This window comes from Lactiplantibacillus songbeiensis, assembly GCF_005405125.1.
In the GTDB taxonomy this organism is placed as follows: domain Bacteria; phylum Bacillota; class Bacilli; order Lactobacillales; family Lactobacillaceae; genus Lactiplantibacillus; species Lactiplantibacillus songbeiensis.
Window position 1 is genome coordinate 1 of record NZ_BJDL01000024.1, and the last position, 16,968, is coordinate 16,968.

A 16,968-nucleotide genomic window follows, 5' to 3' on the forward strand; every position below is an offset into this window, starting at 1 on the left:
TCATTTTATCCATTATCAGAACACCTCAGATTGTGTTCCAACTTTTGGGGTACACCTCAGCTTTGGCTTCAAAATGGCCCATGGCGTTCCAGCGTTTTAGGAACCAACCGGCAGGCGGCAATTTTAACTATCACCAAGCGTAATCTACTACATAAAGTTCAACAATGTAAAGAAAGACCCGGATTAACAAGTTAATGTTAATCCGGGCTTTTACTTACTTGTAATTACTAATCTCAATCAAATTATTATCAGGGTCACGTACATATAAGGAAGTTAACTGGCCGTGCGCCCCAGTTCGTTCAACTGGACCTGCCACGACGTCTACAAAGTAACTCTTTAAATGATGTTGAATCACTTCAATATCATCACGCGCAATCAAGCATAAGTCAGCGCTACCAGGCGTTGGCTTAGCTGCAATTGGCGTATGTGGTTCATCGATGGTTTGAAAATTAATTTTTTGTTTGCCGACGAGGACTGCTTTACGGTCACCATCAAAAGTAATGATGGGTAAATCAAAGACTTCATGGTAGAACCGGAGTGACCGGGCGATGTCGGTGACGGTTAGAACGATATGATCAATGTCGCGAATATTCACAGACTCAAATCCTTTCAAAATGAATTCGGTTACTAGTATACCACGGGGTTCGTGAATTTTGACATCGTCGACGATTCATAGTAAGGTATTAATTACTAAGATAGGAGGACTATTTGTGATAACGATTCGACCAGCTGATCAGGATGACGCGGGCCAGATAGCACCGCTAATTAATATGATCTTTGATGAAATGCAACTTGAGGAACTAGACGACATTCCAGAACCTGACTTAGAGCAGGCCATTACTGCCGCGTACCGGACACCAGCTTATTTGTCCGATATGGCAACGACGGTAGTGGCCGAGGCCGATGGTCAAGTGGTCGGGGTGGCATTTGGTTACCCTGACAAAAATGAAGATGCCGTTGATGACGTGTTAGCGCAGGTCACGGCGGATAACGATGCGTTTGGTTCAGCGTTTGAAGCTGAAGCAGAAAGTTATGAGCACGAATGGTACTTGGATTCGATTGCGGTTGATCCCAATTATCAAGGCCACGGGATTGGGGGGCGCTTATTAGCGGCTTTACCAAAATATGCACGCCAAGCCGGACAAAAGCGGATTGGGTTGAATGTGGATATGGCTAATCCTGGTGCTAAGAAGTTATACGACCGTCACGATTACGAAACGGTCGGGATCAAGCCAATTGGTGATCATATGTATTTCCATATGCAGTATGAGTTAGATAAAGAATTAGTCATGGCATAGCGTCACCTAAGTCTTTAATTGACAGGCCTCGTTGGAATCGACGGGGCCTGTTTTGCAGAGTTAATTAATGAAAGTAGGATGAAAACAAGATGGCTTTACTAGAAGTAACCGACCTCTCGCAAAGTTTCGCTGATCGTAAACTTTACGAAGACGCAAACTTTACGTTAGAACGGGCCGATCACATGGGCATTGTCGGTCAGAACGGGGCTGGCAAGAGTACCTTAATCAAGATTTTAACGGGTCAGATCTTACCCTTAGAAGGTCAAATTAAATGGCAACATCATATTCGGACGGGGTATTTAGACCAATATGCCGACATTCCAGCCGGGATGACCTTGTATAATTTTCTGAAAACTGCCTTTCAACGATTGTATGATTTGGATGCTAAAATGCAAAAATACTACGCCGATTATGCTGAATCAATGGACGACACGTTATTAGAAAAGGCCGGCCGGATTCAAGAAACATTGGAAGCCAATGACTTTTACGATATCGAAACGGCGATGGAACGGGTCATTACTGGGCTAGGCTTGGATGAAATCGGGCGTGACCATGTTATTAGTGAAATGTCTGGTGGCCAACGGTCGAAGATCATTTTGGCAAAGCTATTGCTGGAAGACCCGGATGTGATTATCCTGGATGAACCAACTAACTATTTGGATACGGCGCACATCGCGTGGTTAGTTGATTATCTGAATGGGTTTGAAGGGGCGGTCATGGTTATTTCCCATGATTATGACTTCTTGCAACAAGTCACGAACTGTATTTGTGACGTGGCTTTTGGCAAGATTATCAAGTATCGTGGCGACTTTAAGTCTGCGATGCGCCAAAAAGAAGCCCGTAAGGAAGCCCAATTAAAAGCTTTCGAAAAGCAACAAGTTGTGATTGATAAGGCTGAAAAATTTATTCGGAAGAACAAGGCTGGGTCGAAGTCAACGATGGCCAAGTCACGGGAAAAGATGCTGTCGCATTTGGATCGGGTCGATCCACCGAGTGAAAATGCCCATGCCAAGTTCTCGTTCCCATACTTAGACACGGGATCACAGAACGCCTTGACAGTGAAGCATTTATCAGTTGGTTACGGCAAGCCATTATTAGCCCCGGTCACCTTTACGATGACTGGTGGCGAAAAGTTAGCCTTTAAAGGGTTTAATGGGGTTGGTAAATCAACCTTGATTAAGTCAATTTTAGGTGTGATTCCGTCACTGGGCGGGACTTCAAACTTCTCACCATCGGCTAAGATTAACTATTTCAACCAAGACTTGGAATGGGATAATCCACAATTAACGCCATTGGATACGATTCAAGAAATGTATCCAACGATGCTACCAAAGACGATTCGGACGAAGTTAGCCAAGTGTGGGATTAACGCCGCTAACGCCATGAAGCCGATGCATCTATTGAGTGGTGGGGAACAGACTAAGGTTAAGTTGGCACTATTGGAACTGGTGCCTAGCAACTTCTTAATCATGGACGAACCAACCAATCACTTGGATGATGAAACCAAGGAAGGTTTGAAGAAAGCCTTACAAGAATTCCCTGGTAACTTGATTCTAGTTAGCCATGAAAGTAGCTTTGTGGACGGCTGGATTAATAAACAATTGAACGTTGAAAAGTTGAGCTTGAAAGATCGGCAAGACTAGTTAACTGATAAACCACCTATGATGCGATTTGTAGGTGGTTTTTATTTGGCCTAACGTTGACGAAGTGTAGTTAGTGAATCTAGTAGGATTCTCTAGCTGCATTTTTTTTAAATTCGACAACTTTTAAGTCTGTCTTTTTTAAGGTGAGTAATAGGTTGTTGGCGATTTCTTCCGGTGGGACCGGGTCAGCGTGTGCTAACCAGTCATTGATAACGCTCCAATAGCCGCCCAGCATAAAGGTCATTAAAAGGTTGATCTGCTCAGTACTATCCGAATGGTGCCATGGCGCATCGAATTCTTGATATAACTGAGGAGCTTGTGCCATCACTAGCGGTAATCTAGGCATAAAAAGATTCTGTTTGATGAGTAGTTGCAGTCGCTCTCGGTGTTGCCACATGAAACGGAAAAAGAGGACCACAATGTCATCAAAGGTCACCATTTTAGGATTAAGTTCCTGAAGTGCCTTAGCATAACTCGTTAAAAATTGTTGACTCAAATCATTTAAAATGGCAGCTTTATCTTTAAAAAAACGATAAAAAGTTCGACGAGAAAGCTGGGCTTGATCAGTAATTGCCTTAACCGTCAGCGTTTCGTAGTCTTGTTGTGCTAATAAATCGAAGAAAGCATCAATAATCCAAGTCCGTGATTGTTGAGCAAGTTTAGCGTGACCATCCATATTTATGAAACCTCCTGTCACATTTTTGACCATCTGTAGCACTTGTTGATAATGACTCGACATTTTGATGACTGTAAGTATACTAGGTTTTGAAAGAAATATCACAGCTGTGACAATCGAGATTTGCGCAAATCATCGACTTTCAATCTGACTGGGGGTCATTGTGATGAACAAACTGAAGACCGTTTTACCCGTACTATTGATTGGTAACTTGCTTTGTATGATGGATGTCTCAATCATGACGATTGTTTTACCGAGGATTCAAAGTGCATTCAATGTAAGTCTGAATGATTTATCTTGGGCATTAAATATTTATACGATTTTATTTGCAACGATGATTATTCCATTAGGCCGCTTGGCAGTACGCTTTGGACGTAATCGGATGGTTCTTCTTGGCTTGGTTATCTTTGGTTTAGGATCATGGATGACCGGCAATGCCGTTAATTTACCATGGATGCTGGTGGGGCGAGCAATTCAGAGTATTGGTGCAGCTAGCATTATTCCGACGAGTATGGTAATTGGTTTAGAATTGAGCACTCAGGAAAATCGGAATAAGGTCGTGGCTATGTTAGCTGGTGTGCAAGGCTTAGCGGTGGCGCTTGGACCGAGCATAGGTGGGTTTGTTGCACAGTATTTTGGTTGGCGATGGGTTTTCTTAATGAATGTGCCACTGATTATCCTTGATATTATTATTTTTGTGATTGTCTTACCATTGAGGCATGAAGCCACTCAGCCGACTAAAATTGATTGGTTGGGAGCTGGATTAATTATGGCAACATTATTTTGTTTATCGATGGCGTTGATTAAAGGCTATACTTGGGGGTGGACTTCATTGGCAATCTTAGGATTAGCGGGGAGCTCGCTTCTTAGTTTCGTAGGGTTTATGATACGTGAACGGCGGACGGCTACACCAATGATTGACTTGTCGTTGTTTAAAAGTCGTAATTTTGATGGTTCAGGTTTAGCATTGGTTTTATGCAACTTCTTCTTGGGGGCATTTGCAGCATTAATGCCGACATTATTAACCAAAGTGCATGGTGAAAGCGAACTTGATGCTGCTTTAAAAATTACGCCATATTCTTTAGCGGTTATGTTATCGGTAATCTTAACATCCTTGTTGGTCAAGCGATTGAATAATAAATTGTTGGTAGGGGCTGGTTTCGCGATGATTGCGGGAAGTTATTGGTTGATCACGCAATTACCGGTCGCTAATCAGTATACGTCATTAATTATTGGTGAAATTTTTCTTGGGATTGGTTATGGGTTAGTTGCGGCAACTGTGAATATTTTAGTGGTGGCAGATTTTCATGGCATCAAATTGACTGACTCACAAAGTGTTGCAAATGTTTTACGGCAAGTTGGCATGATTTTATCAATTGCGGTTTTTATGTCGATATTGAGCAATAATGTTCAAACCGCTAAAAATCACACACTAATGTATAGTCGGCAAGTTGTTTCCCGGTTAAATGTTGCCCAAGTAGTTAAAAATAAAGCTAATCGGAAACTAGCTCGCAAATTTAAACAGGCAACTAATAGTAATAGCCAAGTCAATCAGCGTGTGACTTTCGAAGGGGTGACTGTTTCAAAGGCACAGCGTCAACAACTAGTTCAAAAGGCAACCCGCGCCGAATTGGATAAGGTTGCCATGTTACATCAAGTTCCGGTAACTATGATTCCAGCAGTGCAACGGCGTCAAGTGCAAGCAGCGATGACAGCTGTAATTAACCGAACTGTTGATCATCGTGTACGGGTCACTAATCAACAATTAAGATTAGGAATCAAGCAAATTCGGCGGCGACTAACATGGAACTTAAATGATGCTTTCCTAAAAACGTTCCAGATCATTATTCCATTGGCCTTGTTATCAATTCTTGTTGTTATTACTTTCTAGTTTCACGATCGAACTACAAAAAGATTGCTTAGTAAACCACCTATGATGCGATTTGTAGGTGGTTTTTATTTGGCCTAATACTAACGAGTGGTATATTTAATTTAATTAATCAGATTACTGAACTAAGGGGTTGGCGAGAATGAATAAAGGACGGGTTGAGGCGTTTACTGACGCTGTGGTAGCCATTGTATTGACGATTATGGTGTTAGAGTTTGATGTGCCGAGTGAGCCGACATTTGCGGCGTTAGCGGAGAATGCGAGTTATTTAATTGCGTATTTGATCAGTTTCTTGTTTATTGGGGTGGCGTGGTATAACCATCATTATATGTTGACGTTAACGAAGCATATCACGAAACGAATTTATTGGTTGAATAATATTTGGATTTTGACGATGTCGTTATTACCCGTGTCGACGGCTTGGGCTGGAAAGTTTATTGATCAGCCACAACCAGAATTGTTTTATTTTATTATTTTTCTGTTATGGGCCATCGCCTACGCGGTACTTTCACATGCCATCGCTCAGGCCAATGTGAGTGATCATCCTAAAATTGCGGCGAAGATTCAAGCAATGCCCGCGTATCGCATTCATGCCAATGCTTTTTTCTGGGTGGTTGCGGTAGTTGTGTTTTTCCTGATTATATTTGTCTGGCCACCATTATCAATGGTATTTACGGTGATTGAACTGATTTTGATGGCGATTCGCACACCGGCTGATAGTGATAAGATCGCTGAATAGTCTAAAAAAGACGTCTGGATTAAGTTCCAGGCGTCTTTTTGAATTTTAATGATAAAGGTCAAAGCGCCCCTTGTGGAAGACGGTACTCAAATGGGCGCTCTCAAGCAAGGAACGGTCGGTGATCACTTTCTTCAGCGCAGAAGCGGGATAACCATGGACTGGCCGGTGTTTGCTGAAGATTTCGCCAATACCATCGCGGTCGCTAAGGGAAGCCACCGTACCAACGGATTGATAATGGAAGGCGTCAGTAGGCTGGCCGCGGCGTAACGCACCGATATTCTTGGCAGCTTGTTCACCCGCAGCGAGGGCAATCTGAGCGGTTGTTGGATAGGGCCGTTTACCGGTGGCGTCCATCACAGCTGCCACGTCGCCGACAATGAAGACTTCGGGATGGTCGGCTAATGATAGGTCGGGTTGCACGACGACGCGATTACGGCGTTGATCAAAGCCTGAATCGGCGATGACGTGCGAGCCACTAACGCCAACCGTCCAAATAATCGTATTGGCATCGAACTGATGGACTTGCTTGTCGGCATCTTCGTAAATGACGGCAGTTGGTGTGACTTCAGTAATGCTGGCACCTAAGCGCATCTCAATGTCGTGCTTTGCCATGAAGTTCAGCGCATAATCGCGTAATGATTGGCCGAACATTGGCAAGATCGATGGCATGCGTTCTAGACAGACAACTTTAACGGCGGGTGTCTGGTACTTGGCCTGTAGCTTGGGTAAGGATTGGGTCAGTTCGCCCAAGAGTTCGATACCCGTAAAGCCAGCCCCGCAAACGGCAATTTTTAAATCATTGCGGTCTTTAGTTTCAGCGTAGTATTTTAACTTGGATTCAATATGATGATAGACCGTCTTGGACGTCGCTAAGTCATCCATCGGTAAGGCGTTATCATCAACCCCTTTGATGCCGAAACTTTCGGATTGAAAGCCTAATGCGAGTACTAAATAATCATAGGTCAGTGGTGCATGCTCAGCTAGTGTCACTTGCTGGTCATCCACACTAACATTAGTGACGCGATCTTGAATAAAGGTGACCCGCTTGCCAAGCACACTAGGAATATCATAAGTGATTTTGGCGGGGTCAATCGTTCCAGCCGCAACTTCGTGCAAGTTAGTCTTTTCCGTGTGGAGACTGGATTGGTCCACTAAGATTAAGTGATCTTCGGCCAGAGCCGTTTTCTGTAAGAATTTGATAGCGCGCATCCCCGCGTAGCCGCCACCGAGTACCAAAATTGTTGCCATAAAGCTTACCCCATTTCTATATTTAAGCTAGTTTTAAATGAATTGACGTAATCCGGGATTATACATGCCCAGTTTAGCAATCATTAACTGGCTATATCGTACACTGTTTAGCTGAAGAATGCAGGTAAAACGGCATTAAAATTATGGATATAAACAAACGGTCAACCGCTTAAGTGCTGGTTGACCGTTATTTATAAGGTAAATTGTTTAATTGTTTGTTGCCACTTTGGTTGGCCCAGAATCGGTTGGAACTTTGAAGCCAAAGTGCGGGCTTTTATCTAAATCAGAAAAACACCGACCAAGATAAACGACACCACTGAGCCAATTCTGGCCTGCTCAGCGTTAACTAACGGCTATTAAAAAATTAACGATTGATTATTTTCAATTCAGTCATTTAGCCGAGAGGTTGGTTCCTAAAATGCTCAGCCGTGTCGTTGGCCTTAGTGCGAGTGGTCTGCTCGGACTTAGGCCAAGGCCAGTTTTTAAGACCGTCCTTTGGCTTCAAAATGGCCCATGGCGTTCCAGCGTTTTAGGAACCAACCGGTAGGCGGCAATTTAAACTAACACCAAGCGGAGCCGGCCAGTAATAGCCAAATTATTCCACGATATTACTGATATCGTGATCGTCTGGTAAGACCATGCCACGACTAGAGACGCTGGTTGAGAAGACAATCTGGGTGCTGGTCTTGCCAAAAGTCTGAATCTTGTTGACGAATTCATCGAGGGCTTGCGTCGACTCGAAGACGACTTTCATAATCTGGGAATATTCCCCGGTGACGCAATCACACTCCAAGACGTTTGGAATGCTGGCAACATATGGATAGAACCGTTCCTTTTGCGTAGGTTCTAGTTGGAGCTGAATGTAAGCTTTGATGTGATAATTGAGTTTTTCATAATTGAGATTAGCCTGATAGTCGCGGATAATGCCGGCTGTTTTAAGCCGCGCAATCCGGGCTGAAATTGCGGGTGAGGAGATAAAACACTGATCCGCCAAAGCTTTGAGCGAAATCCGCGCATCCGCTTGTAAGGCGTTCAGAATCTTCAAATCGGTTTTGTCCATTGTAAAAACGCCTCCCTGAGTAATTATTAGTATGATAGCATACTTTCACAGTAATTTTTAATTTTACAGTTAAGTTTATCAAGAAAAGATAACAACTTAACTGGCAACCTTAAGTTCAGCTGAAAAAAGGGTATGATAGAATTGACTTAAAAAGATGAGGGGGCTTTATGATGCAAACAGCACGAGTACGCGCCGCCGTGGCTACGGTCTGGCAGCGACCACAAGTACGTTCAATTGATCAAGCAGCGTTATCGAATCAAGGGTTACAAACTTGGCTGGCCCAGATGACAGATGCGGATTCAGTTGGCCTGGAACAACGTAATATGATTGGAACGCAAGCATTATTTAATGATCCAGTCTTGATCGACCGTATTGTGGATGGCTGGGCTTACGTCTATGTGACGACCCAGCGTGATTCAGTCCATCCGCAGGGGTATCCTGGCTGGGTATGGGCACCGCAACTCTCGACCGCTGAACTACCCGTACAGACCGGGCCAACGGTGACAATTCGCCAAGGCTTCACACCGTTATTGCGGGCCGATGGTAGTACGATCTTACCATTAAGTATTGGAACGCAACTACCAGTCGTTTCGACTAAAGATAGTTTGTATGACCTAGTTCAGACGCCACTAGGAATTGGCAAAGTGGCCAAACGGGCGACTCAATTTGATTTTAAGACGACCGATTTAACGGCTGGTCAAACGATGGTCCAGTTAGGCAAACGTTTCTTGGACTTACGGTATCTCTGGGGTGGTTTGAGCGGTTATGGTTTTGACTGCTCTGGCTTTGTCTACACGCTGCACCGCTGTATCGGCGTCACGTTACCGCGCGATGTCAGTGAACAAGTCTTAGGTGGTCGAACGGTGACCTTAGCTGAGGCTCAACCAGGGGACTTGTGTTTCTTTGCCCATCACCAGGGTCGCGGTGCCTTACATCATGTGGCGATGTATGCTGGTGATGGTTGGCTATTGCATTCCCCGACACCGGGTAAACACGTGACGTATTTGCAGTTGTCGGCTACTTATTTAAAAGATGAATTGGTTCAAATTAAACGTTATTGGCGTGAATGAGGCGAAAGTTAGTGAGAATGAGACGTTGGTTAGGGTTAGTGTTGGTATTAGTTGCCATTTTAGGTGGCTGCGCCAAGGGTAATCAGCAGAGTAGTAAGCAAAAAAGTAGTCAGAGTAGTCAACCACAAGCCGCGTATGTGACCAGTCAGCGGCCAACCTTTTATCTGCATGGGTTTCAAGGCAGTGCGAAGTCGACGAACACGTTGATTAGGCATGCTGAAAAGACCGCTCATGCGCATAAGGTGCTAGTGGCAACGGTTAGTGCGGGTGGTACAGTGACGTTAAGTGGGCATTGGGCGGATCAGACGCGGAATCCGATTATTCAGGTTGTCTTTAAGAATAACCTGGCGCAATATAACCAGCAAAGCACGTGGTTAGCCCATGTGATCACGACAGTACAACAAGTACATGCGTTTAAGTCCTATAATCTAGTTGCCCATTCGGCAGGGTGCGTGGCGAGTGTCAACATGTTGATGACGCCGCAAGTGAGTGGCTTTCCGACAGTCAATAAATTGGTGACAATCGCCGGTCCGTTTGATGGGGTCGTTGGTGAAGATGATGTTGCCAATCAGAATTCGTTTTTAGCGTCGGGTGCGCCTAAGTATCAGCACGCTGCCTATCAGTTGCTGGCCGCTAAACGGACAGCTTTCCCAACTGGCGTGAAGTTGTTGAATATTGTCGGTAATTTAGACGATGGTAGCAACTCCGATAGTTTGGTAACGAATGTGTCTGCACGGTCGATTAAATATTTATTACGTGATCGTGAAGTGACTTACACAGAAAAAGACTTCTATGGTAAACACGCGCAACATAGTCAGTTACATGAAAATGCCAAAGTGGCGTTAGCGGTTGATCGTTATTTGTGGCATCGTTAAAATGAACGATAAAAAAAGCAGTTCGGCAAAGCTTACCGAACTGCTTTTAGTTACCGGACTTACATTAGGAATAAGACGTAAGCTAACCGTAATAAATGATAGAGGGCATAAAGTGCCACTAAATAAACGGCCGTAATGCCCCCATAGGTTAAATATTTATAGCTATGCATCCGGAACCGCCTCCTAACTTGATTACCTTAAGTGTACGGCGGCGATGCTAAAATCACAACGGTAACCGCTTGCTATTTTATTAAAAACCTTAATAATAAGGAAAAAAGGGTCAAAGCATTAGCTTAAAGTGGTGGGATGTGTTAAAGTTAGTACTTGGTTTGGGAGCTGTGGATAGTCCAAACCCAATTAAGCATCTCAGATTTTGAATAAATAAATTGAAGACTCAAATACTTGACCCAGTATGAGTACCCAGAATTATTTGCAAAATTTCCTGAGCGTTAGGAAAGGACGTAATTAAATGCGAGTAACGATTAATAAAGGTCATGAGGTTTATCAGAACATTCCTTTAATGACAGCTAGACAACGCTATATCAAGGCGGATGTCTGGGAAATCAAGAAAGCGATTATCGAAAAGTCAGCGATTAACGGCTGGACGGTACAAGCTTTACAACAACTTTAAAATCGACTATTTCGGCCACGACGCAAACTGTCGTGGCCTTTTTGTAAGGAGGCGGTTAGGATGACGATAGCACCCGTAGTCAACCGACCATTAATCAGTATTACGAATATTATTTGGAGCTTTGATCAAGCCACGCAACAGTTGCAGCTTTTGTTGTTGCAACGTTCCGAAGCCCCATTTCAATCAACGTGGGGCTTGCCGACCACGTATTTACGCGCCGATGAAAGTGCCGACGACGCCTCGCTACGTTTAGTCCGGGAGAAACTCGGCGTGACATTACCGACCGTCCACACTGAACAACTAGGCACGTTCTCAGATCCACACCGTGGTCCCGGAGAGCGCGAACTGGCCTTAGCATACATGGTTTATTTACCAGTCAAACCAACCTTAGTGCCCGGTTATGGCGCCAAAGCAGTCCAGTGGTTTGCGGTCACACCGACTAAAGCGGCTTATCAATTAGCCGCCGGTAAGTTAGTCTTTCAAACGTTGCCAGCTACCGTTAGTGCAAAAAAGTATTACCAAGATCAAACCCCGTATGTGACGGCCAGTGGTCTAACCGCTGATCATACGTTAATCTTGCGGACGGCATTCACCCGACTACGAAATCGGCTCGACTATGCGCCCACAATTTTACTCGTGTTAGGGACTGGTTTTACACTAAAACAAGCGCGTGAATTGTATGCGACGTTGTTACGTAAGCCCAGCAGTTTAATCGACAATTCGAACTTCCGTAAAACACACGGTCATTTATTTACCGAAACTGGTCTAGCCCACAAATCAGGTTCTGGCCGCCCAGCCAAAGTCTATCGGTTGAAAACGGTGGGTTGACACGTTTTAGCCCCCATGGTAATCTTGTAACACCTTTTAAAGGTAAAAAAGACCTAAACCACTGAGTTAGGATTTAGGACGCATGGGGGAAACGTTATTTTGGGAACAACAGAAGTAAAGGGCAACAAGCTCTTACTGTTAATCGGGACGGCGTGGCTGTTTGATGCCTTAGACGTCGCGTTATTGTCATTTATCATGCCAGCGATTAAGACGAGTTGGCACTTATCGGCGAGCACCTTGGGGGTTGTGAGTTCGGTAACATCGCTCGGAATGTTTTTCGGGGCGATTATCTTTGGTCACTTAGCGGATAAGATTGGCCGTAAGCCAATTATGCTGGTGACCCTGCTATTATTTTCCGGTGGTAACATACTGTTAGCGTTAACGCCGAATGTTGAATTATTCATCTTGGTGCGCTTTATTACCGGGTTAGGACTCGGGGGCGAACTCCCAGTGGCAACGACAATTATTGCCGATCATTTTAAAGGCAAAGAACGCTCACGGATGCTGGTCTTAGTAGACAGCTTCTGGGCGTTTGGCTGGATCTTAGCTGCCGTCTTGGCCTTTTCGGTGATGACGTATATCGGCTGGCGGGTCACCGTGTTGATTACGGCCTTAATGGGTCTCTATGTCATCTTGATTCGACGGCATTTGCCAGAAACCCATACCGCCGAAGCAGCGAAGTATAGCTTTAAAGAAGCTTGGACGCAAGTCTGGTCGTCACAATATTGGCGGACAACCTTAGCGTTAGGGATTCTCTGGTTTGTAATTATGTTCGTCTATTATGGGATGTTCTTATGGCTGCCGACCGTTCTTGCGACACGTGGCTTTCCGCTTGTTAAGAGCTACGGTTACACGGTGTTAATGAGTCTTGCACAGTTGCCAGGTTATTACTTGGCCGCTTGGTTAGTGGGGCGGGTCTCGCGCAAGTTGGTCTTATCGATCTACTTGTTAGGGACGATGGCCAGTGCAGCGGTCTTTGGTCTCGCAACGTCGAATACGATGATTTTAGTGAGTGGGGCTTGGCTGTCCTTCTTCACGCTGGGCGCATGGGGAATTATGATTGCCTTTACGCCGAGTCATTATTCATTGGCCGTTCGCGGGATGGGAATTGGTGTGACCCAGTCAATTGGCCGAGTGGGCGCAATTGGTGGACCTTATCTAGTGGGGATGCTGATTAGTATTGGCTTCTCGATTCCCGCCGTGTTCGGGGTCTTTGTTGGCGCCTTGGTCTTAGGCATTTTAGTGTTATTATTTGGATTAAAAGATCACGTTGATCGTGACTAATGATTAGTTGAAGCGTCATCAGCTGTTAGTGCTGGTGGCGTTTTTTTATGATGATTTTTAAAATTGGTCTAAGTTGATGATAGCTTAGTTAAATCACCGAACAAAAAACTTTTCGGCCAGTATTAATGATCGTAATACTGACAGTGGTAAGGCTTGTTTTTAATTAAAACTGGTTATCAGTAGTGATGCAATGGCCTTTAGTCGATTTAAACTGAAGGTTAAAGTAGTTGATCAATTTGGACTGATATTAGTATTGATTATAGTTAATAATCACAATAGTTTCCTTATTGAATTAACCCCATTCTGGATTTATGATGACTATATAAATAAAACGATTATTCAATTAATAATAAAAGGTGTCTGCGTTATCAAGGGGGAACCAAAGATGACTAATCCAGAATCGAATAAAACGCGTTTTAAATTGTATAAGCATAAGAAACTTTGGCTGGTAATGGGGATGACAACGACGATGCTGGCATTAGGGACTTTGCCAGCAACAATGGCGCAAGCGGATACTGCAATAACGACCGGTGAAATGACTACGCTTACGCCGACGAGCACTAGTCCGTCAGCGACATCCGTAACCTTAAACGGTGAGACGAAGACTAGTACTGTTACATCGTTGGCATCAGTGGCAACCAATGGTGATCGTACAGCTAACTCTGATCAAAGTGCCGCTAGCGGCGCGACTAATTCGACCGTCGACAATAATGGGAGCGCGAGTGGTTCTGAAAGCAGTCAAGTGAATTCAAGTACTGGTAGTACCGCACCGAGTGCCGCTAGTGCGGGGACTGAATCGGGGATGGCTAAGTCGGTTACTAGTCAAGCGTCATCCGCCGCTACTTCAACGAGTACTAGCGTGGCGTCAACAGCGGTCCGTCAAAGTAGCGAACCGCGAATGATGCGAGTTGCGTCGCCAGCTGCTTTAATTAAAACGGCCGCTACCGCTATGCCTAGTGATAATACCGTCGTCACGATTGCGGATACCAATCTAAGCAACGCGGTTAAACAAGGACTTAATTTGGCAACGACTGATCAGATTACGATTGGTCAAATTAAAAATTATCCTGGTAATGCCTTTGAGATTACGACGGGTGTGGATACGCCAATCAAAACGTTGGCCGGTATTGAAAATCTTGAATATCTGCCGGTCGGGGTACTAATTTATGCGGATCTTCAAATTGACAATGCCGCGGTAGATATTGATTTCACTCCGCTGGCACCGTTAAGATTTATCAGCTTAAGAATTTTATCAGACCATACTAGTCAGATGAACTTATTACCATTGATGGCTATTGACCCAAGTCACTTTACGGTAATGGGGATTGAACCTAATGGGGGTTCCTTTCAAGGCAATCAGTATGCGATGACTAACGAACAATTAGTGCAGCTAGCCCCTTGGCTGACCAAAATAGCTAATAATACTTATTCACGCGAATCCGGTCTTGAACTCAATAACAATTGTATTACGGACTTTTCGCCATTAGCGGGGATTACCAAAAAGGGTGCTTATGTCTCTGCGATGGGGCAAGTGGCGATTGTGACTAATAATCCAATTAATTTGGTTATTGGCCAACCCGTGACTTTTACCGGTGTCACGTTAACCGGTTTGGATGGTGAACCTATTTCCGATTCATACGGTTATTCTTGGAACACCGGTGTAGCGGGTAAGCACCCCATCAGTTCATTAGGTCAAAATCAATATTATATTGATGATGTTCAGCAACTAACACCAGGTTATCCATTTTTAACATATGGTCATTTGGGAATGCCCTACTCAGCTAGTTGGCAGCCAGGTCGATATGTTAACAAGACGTATGTTAATGGTGTTTTATTGCAGATGGATATCATGGTTTATCAGGTCGCTAACTGGCAAGCTCATCCTAATGTGACCGTTAAGTACGTCGATGCCAATGTCCAACCAATCGCTGGCTTGGCTGATCAAGTCGTAAATGGTGTCAATATTGGCGATAGCTTTGATTTGAGTCCCTATTTACAAGTGGCTGGTTATCGGGCAGTTGCGACTAGTGGCCCCGTTACTGGGACATTTGGCCAAGATCCGCAAACGCTGTACATTAAACTGATGCCAACGACGCCAGCTGGTCAAGTAACTGTTAACTATGTCGACACGGATGGTCATGTTTTAGCGACAGCCGGGGCCACGTATCCAGATGGTCAGATTGTGGACTTAAGCTATACCACTGTCCAAAAAGCATTCGCTGGGTATACCTTTAAGACGATGGCACTAGATAGTTTGGCAGCTACTGGGACGCTAACGGCAACTGGTGGTACGGTAACTTACGTTTATACTAAAAATGTCGCTTTAACTGGTAATGCCACTGTTACTTATTATGATGATACAACCGGTCAGATTTTGACGAATGACAGTTTAACCGGTGATCAAGGGGGGACGGCTGACTATACCACCACAGCCAAAATTGCCAATTACTTGCAGGCAGGGTATAAGCTGGTTAATGATGACGTACCAGCAAGTGGAATTGTTTATGGGGCAACTCCAGTAAGGTATGCGGTTCACTTGAGTCATAAACTAACGACCATTACGGCTAGTGAGGCGTTACAAAAACAAGTTATGCAAACGATTCAGTATCGCTATGCGGACGGGACGACGGCCGCGCCTGATAAAGTGACTGCTATTCGATTTACTCGTACTGGTATGCGTGATGCCGTGACCGGCAAAGCGGTTTACACGGATTGGCAGAACAGCAATCACCAGACGAGCTTTATAGCTCAGGTTTCACCAGTGATTGTCAATTATACAGCCGATCAATTAGTGATTGCTGCAGTTCCGGTTACGGCTTTGAGTACCGATATGATGACGACGGTTACTTATACGGCTAATCCAGTTAAACCAGTTGATCCGGATACCGGAAATACTGAAACACCGACAAGTCCAGATACTGATGACGCTAATCATGCTGATGAGATTGTAGTGCCAACTATTCCGAATACAGATAGTCAAAATGATGGGATTGCAGCTGCCGATACCAATGAAGCTGATGCTGGCGATACAATTAAGAGTACGACACCACCAGTTATTGATGGACCAATTGATGTTGATAGTGGTCAGGCAGATATGATTCATAAAAGTGACACAAGGGTACTAGCCACTGACCCCCAGCAAGCTACTGGTGAGAGGATGACTGCTAAAGCCCAATTGGTTAAGTTAGCCACTGATAAGTCGGTTACTCAACCGACCTCAGATTTAAAGCCGGTTTCAAGTCCTAAATTGGATAAATCAGCATTACCACAAACCAATGATAGCCAGCAGCGAGCAATGGGCTGGTTAGGATTAGGAACATTAATCATGACTTTATTAACAGCAGTTGGGTTTAAACAACGGAAAAATTAAGTTTTAGATTGGAAGCCTCAAACTTGGATTGGTTTGAGGCTTTTTTCGTATTAATTTAAAATTGGTCTAGGTAGATTGGCAAGTGAGGTAAAGGTTGAGGAAAAAAGTTTTAACCCAGTATTAGCGATTGTAATACTGGTAGTGGTTCGGCACTATTTGGACGAAAATGGTCGACAGGTAGTGATGCTAAGGCTTTTAAACGATTTATCCAAAAAGTTAAAGTGGTCAATGAATTTAAACCGATATTAGTATTAATTATAGTTAATAATTGCAATAGTTTCCTTATTGAATTAATTTATTTTTGGATTTATGATAAGAGTATAAATAAAAAGATAATTAATTTTGATGATAAAGATCG

Annotated in this window: 14 protein-coding genes; 10 read left to right on the plus strand and 4 right to left on the minus strand. The window is 44.1% G+C overall.

Annotation, left to right across the window (positions count from 1 at the left end):
* Positions 1-214: 214 nt before the first annotated feature.
* A complete protein-coding gene (locus FFM77_RS09820) occupies positions 215-595 on the minus strand; it encodes a VOC family protein (RefSeq protein WP_171001074.1) in 381 nt (126 codons plus the stop codon).
* 115 nt (positions 596-710) lie between these two features.
* Between FFM77_RS09820 and FFM77_RS09825 the strand changes: the two genes are divergently transcribed.
* Positions 711-1,298, plus strand: a complete 588-nt coding sequence (locus FFM77_RS09825) for a GNAT family N-acetyltransferase (protein ID WP_137635587.1) — start codon at positions 711-713, stop codon at positions 1,296-1,298.
* Between the two features lie 89 nt (positions 1,299-1,387).
* Positions 1,388-2,941 carry an ABC-F family ATP-binding cassette domain-containing protein gene (locus FFM77_RS09830; protein ID WP_137635588.1) on the plus strand — a complete coding sequence of 518 codons (1,554 nt, stop codon included), beginning with the start codon at positions 1,388-1,390 and terminating at the stop codon, positions 2,939-2,941.
* A gap of 79 nt (positions 2,942-3,020) precedes the next feature.
* On the opposite strand, the gene FFM77_RS09835 is transcribed toward FFM77_RS09830, so the two are convergent.
* Entirely contained in the window at positions 3,021-3,617 is a 597-nt protein-coding gene (locus FFM77_RS09835) for a TetR/AcrR family transcriptional regulator (protein WP_171001598.1), read from the minus strand.
* Positions 3,618-3,783: 166 nt separating this feature from the next.
* On the opposite strand from FFM77_RS09835, the gene FFM77_RS09840 reads away from it, so the two are divergent.
* Together FFM77_RS09840 and FFM77_RS09845 are read left to right on the plus strand one after the other, a co-directional pair.
* Positions 3,784-5,508 (plus strand): MFS transporter, encoded by a 1,725-nt coding sequence (locus FFM77_RS09840; protein WP_137635590.1) that lies wholly within the window; start codon positions 3,784-3,786, stop codon positions 5,506-5,508.
* A 139-nt stretch (positions 5,509-5,647) separates the two neighbouring features.
* Positions 5,648-6,244 carry a TMEM175 family protein gene (locus tag FFM77_RS09845; RefSeq protein WP_137635591.1) on the plus strand — a complete coding sequence of 199 codons (597 nt, stop codon included), beginning with the start codon at positions 5,648-5,650 and terminating at the stop codon, positions 6,242-6,244.
* A gap of 45 nt (positions 6,245-6,289) precedes the next feature.
* Here the strand turns inward: FFM77_RS09845 and FFM77_RS09850 are convergent, their stop codons facing one another.
* Together FFM77_RS09850 and FFM77_RS09855 are read right to left on the minus strand one after the other, a co-directional pair.
* The gene (locus tag FFM77_RS09850; protein ID WP_137635592.1) at positions 6,290-7,492 is read right to left on the minus strand and encodes an NAD(P)/FAD-dependent oxidoreductase; all 1,203 of its coding nucleotides are present in this window, start codon (positions 7,490-7,492) and stop codon (positions 6,290-6,292) included.
* 595 nt (positions 7,493-8,087) lie between these two features.
* The gene (locus tag FFM77_RS09855; RefSeq protein ID WP_137635593.1) at positions 8,088-8,552 is read right to left on the minus strand and encodes an Lrp/AsnC family transcriptional regulator; all 465 of its coding nucleotides are present in this window, start codon (positions 8,550-8,552) and stop codon (positions 8,088-8,090) included.
* Between the two features lie 170 nt (positions 8,553-8,722).
* Between FFM77_RS09855 and FFM77_RS09860 the strand changes: the two genes are divergently transcribed.
* The 6 genes from FFM77_RS09860 (at position 8,723) to FFM77_RS14105 (ending at position 16,610) form a co-directional block, all read left to right on the plus strand.
* Positions 8,723-9,622: a C40 family peptidase gene (locus FFM77_RS09860; protein ID WP_137635594.1), complete on the plus strand. Its 900-nt coding sequence runs from the start codon at positions 8,723-8,725 to the stop codon at positions 9,620-9,622.
* A 17-nt stretch (positions 9,623-9,639) separates the two neighbouring features.
* Positions 9,640-10,497 carry an alpha/beta hydrolase gene (locus FFM77_RS09865; protein WP_223876822.1) on the plus strand — a complete coding sequence of 286 codons (858 nt, stop codon included), beginning with the start codon at positions 9,640-9,642 and terminating at the stop codon, positions 10,495-10,497.
* Between the two features lie 469 nt (positions 10,498-10,966).
* Entirely contained in the window at positions 10,967-11,128 is a 162-nt protein-coding gene (locus FFM77_RS09870) for a hypothetical protein (protein WP_137635596.1), read from the plus strand.
* Positions 11,129-11,188: 60 nt separating this feature from the next.
* Positions 11,189-11,956, plus strand: coding sequence for an NUDIX hydrolase (locus tag FFM77_RS09875; protein ID WP_137635597.1), 768 nt, complete (start codon positions 11,189-11,191; stop codon positions 11,954-11,956).
* Between the two features lie 99 nt (positions 11,957-12,055).
* Complete coding sequence (locus FFM77_RS09880; protein ID WP_223876818.1) at positions 12,056-13,240, plus strand: MFS transporter; 1,185 nt, start codon at positions 12,056-12,058, stop codon at positions 13,238-13,240.
* 385 nt (positions 13,241-13,625) lie between these two features.
* Positions 13,626-16,610 carry a mucin-binding protein gene (locus tag FFM77_RS14105; RefSeq protein ID WP_171001600.1) on the plus strand — a complete coding sequence of 995 codons (2,985 nt, stop codon included), beginning with the start codon at positions 13,626-13,628 and terminating at the stop codon, positions 16,608-16,610.
* The last annotated feature ends 358 nt before the right edge of the window (positions 16,611-16,968 follow it).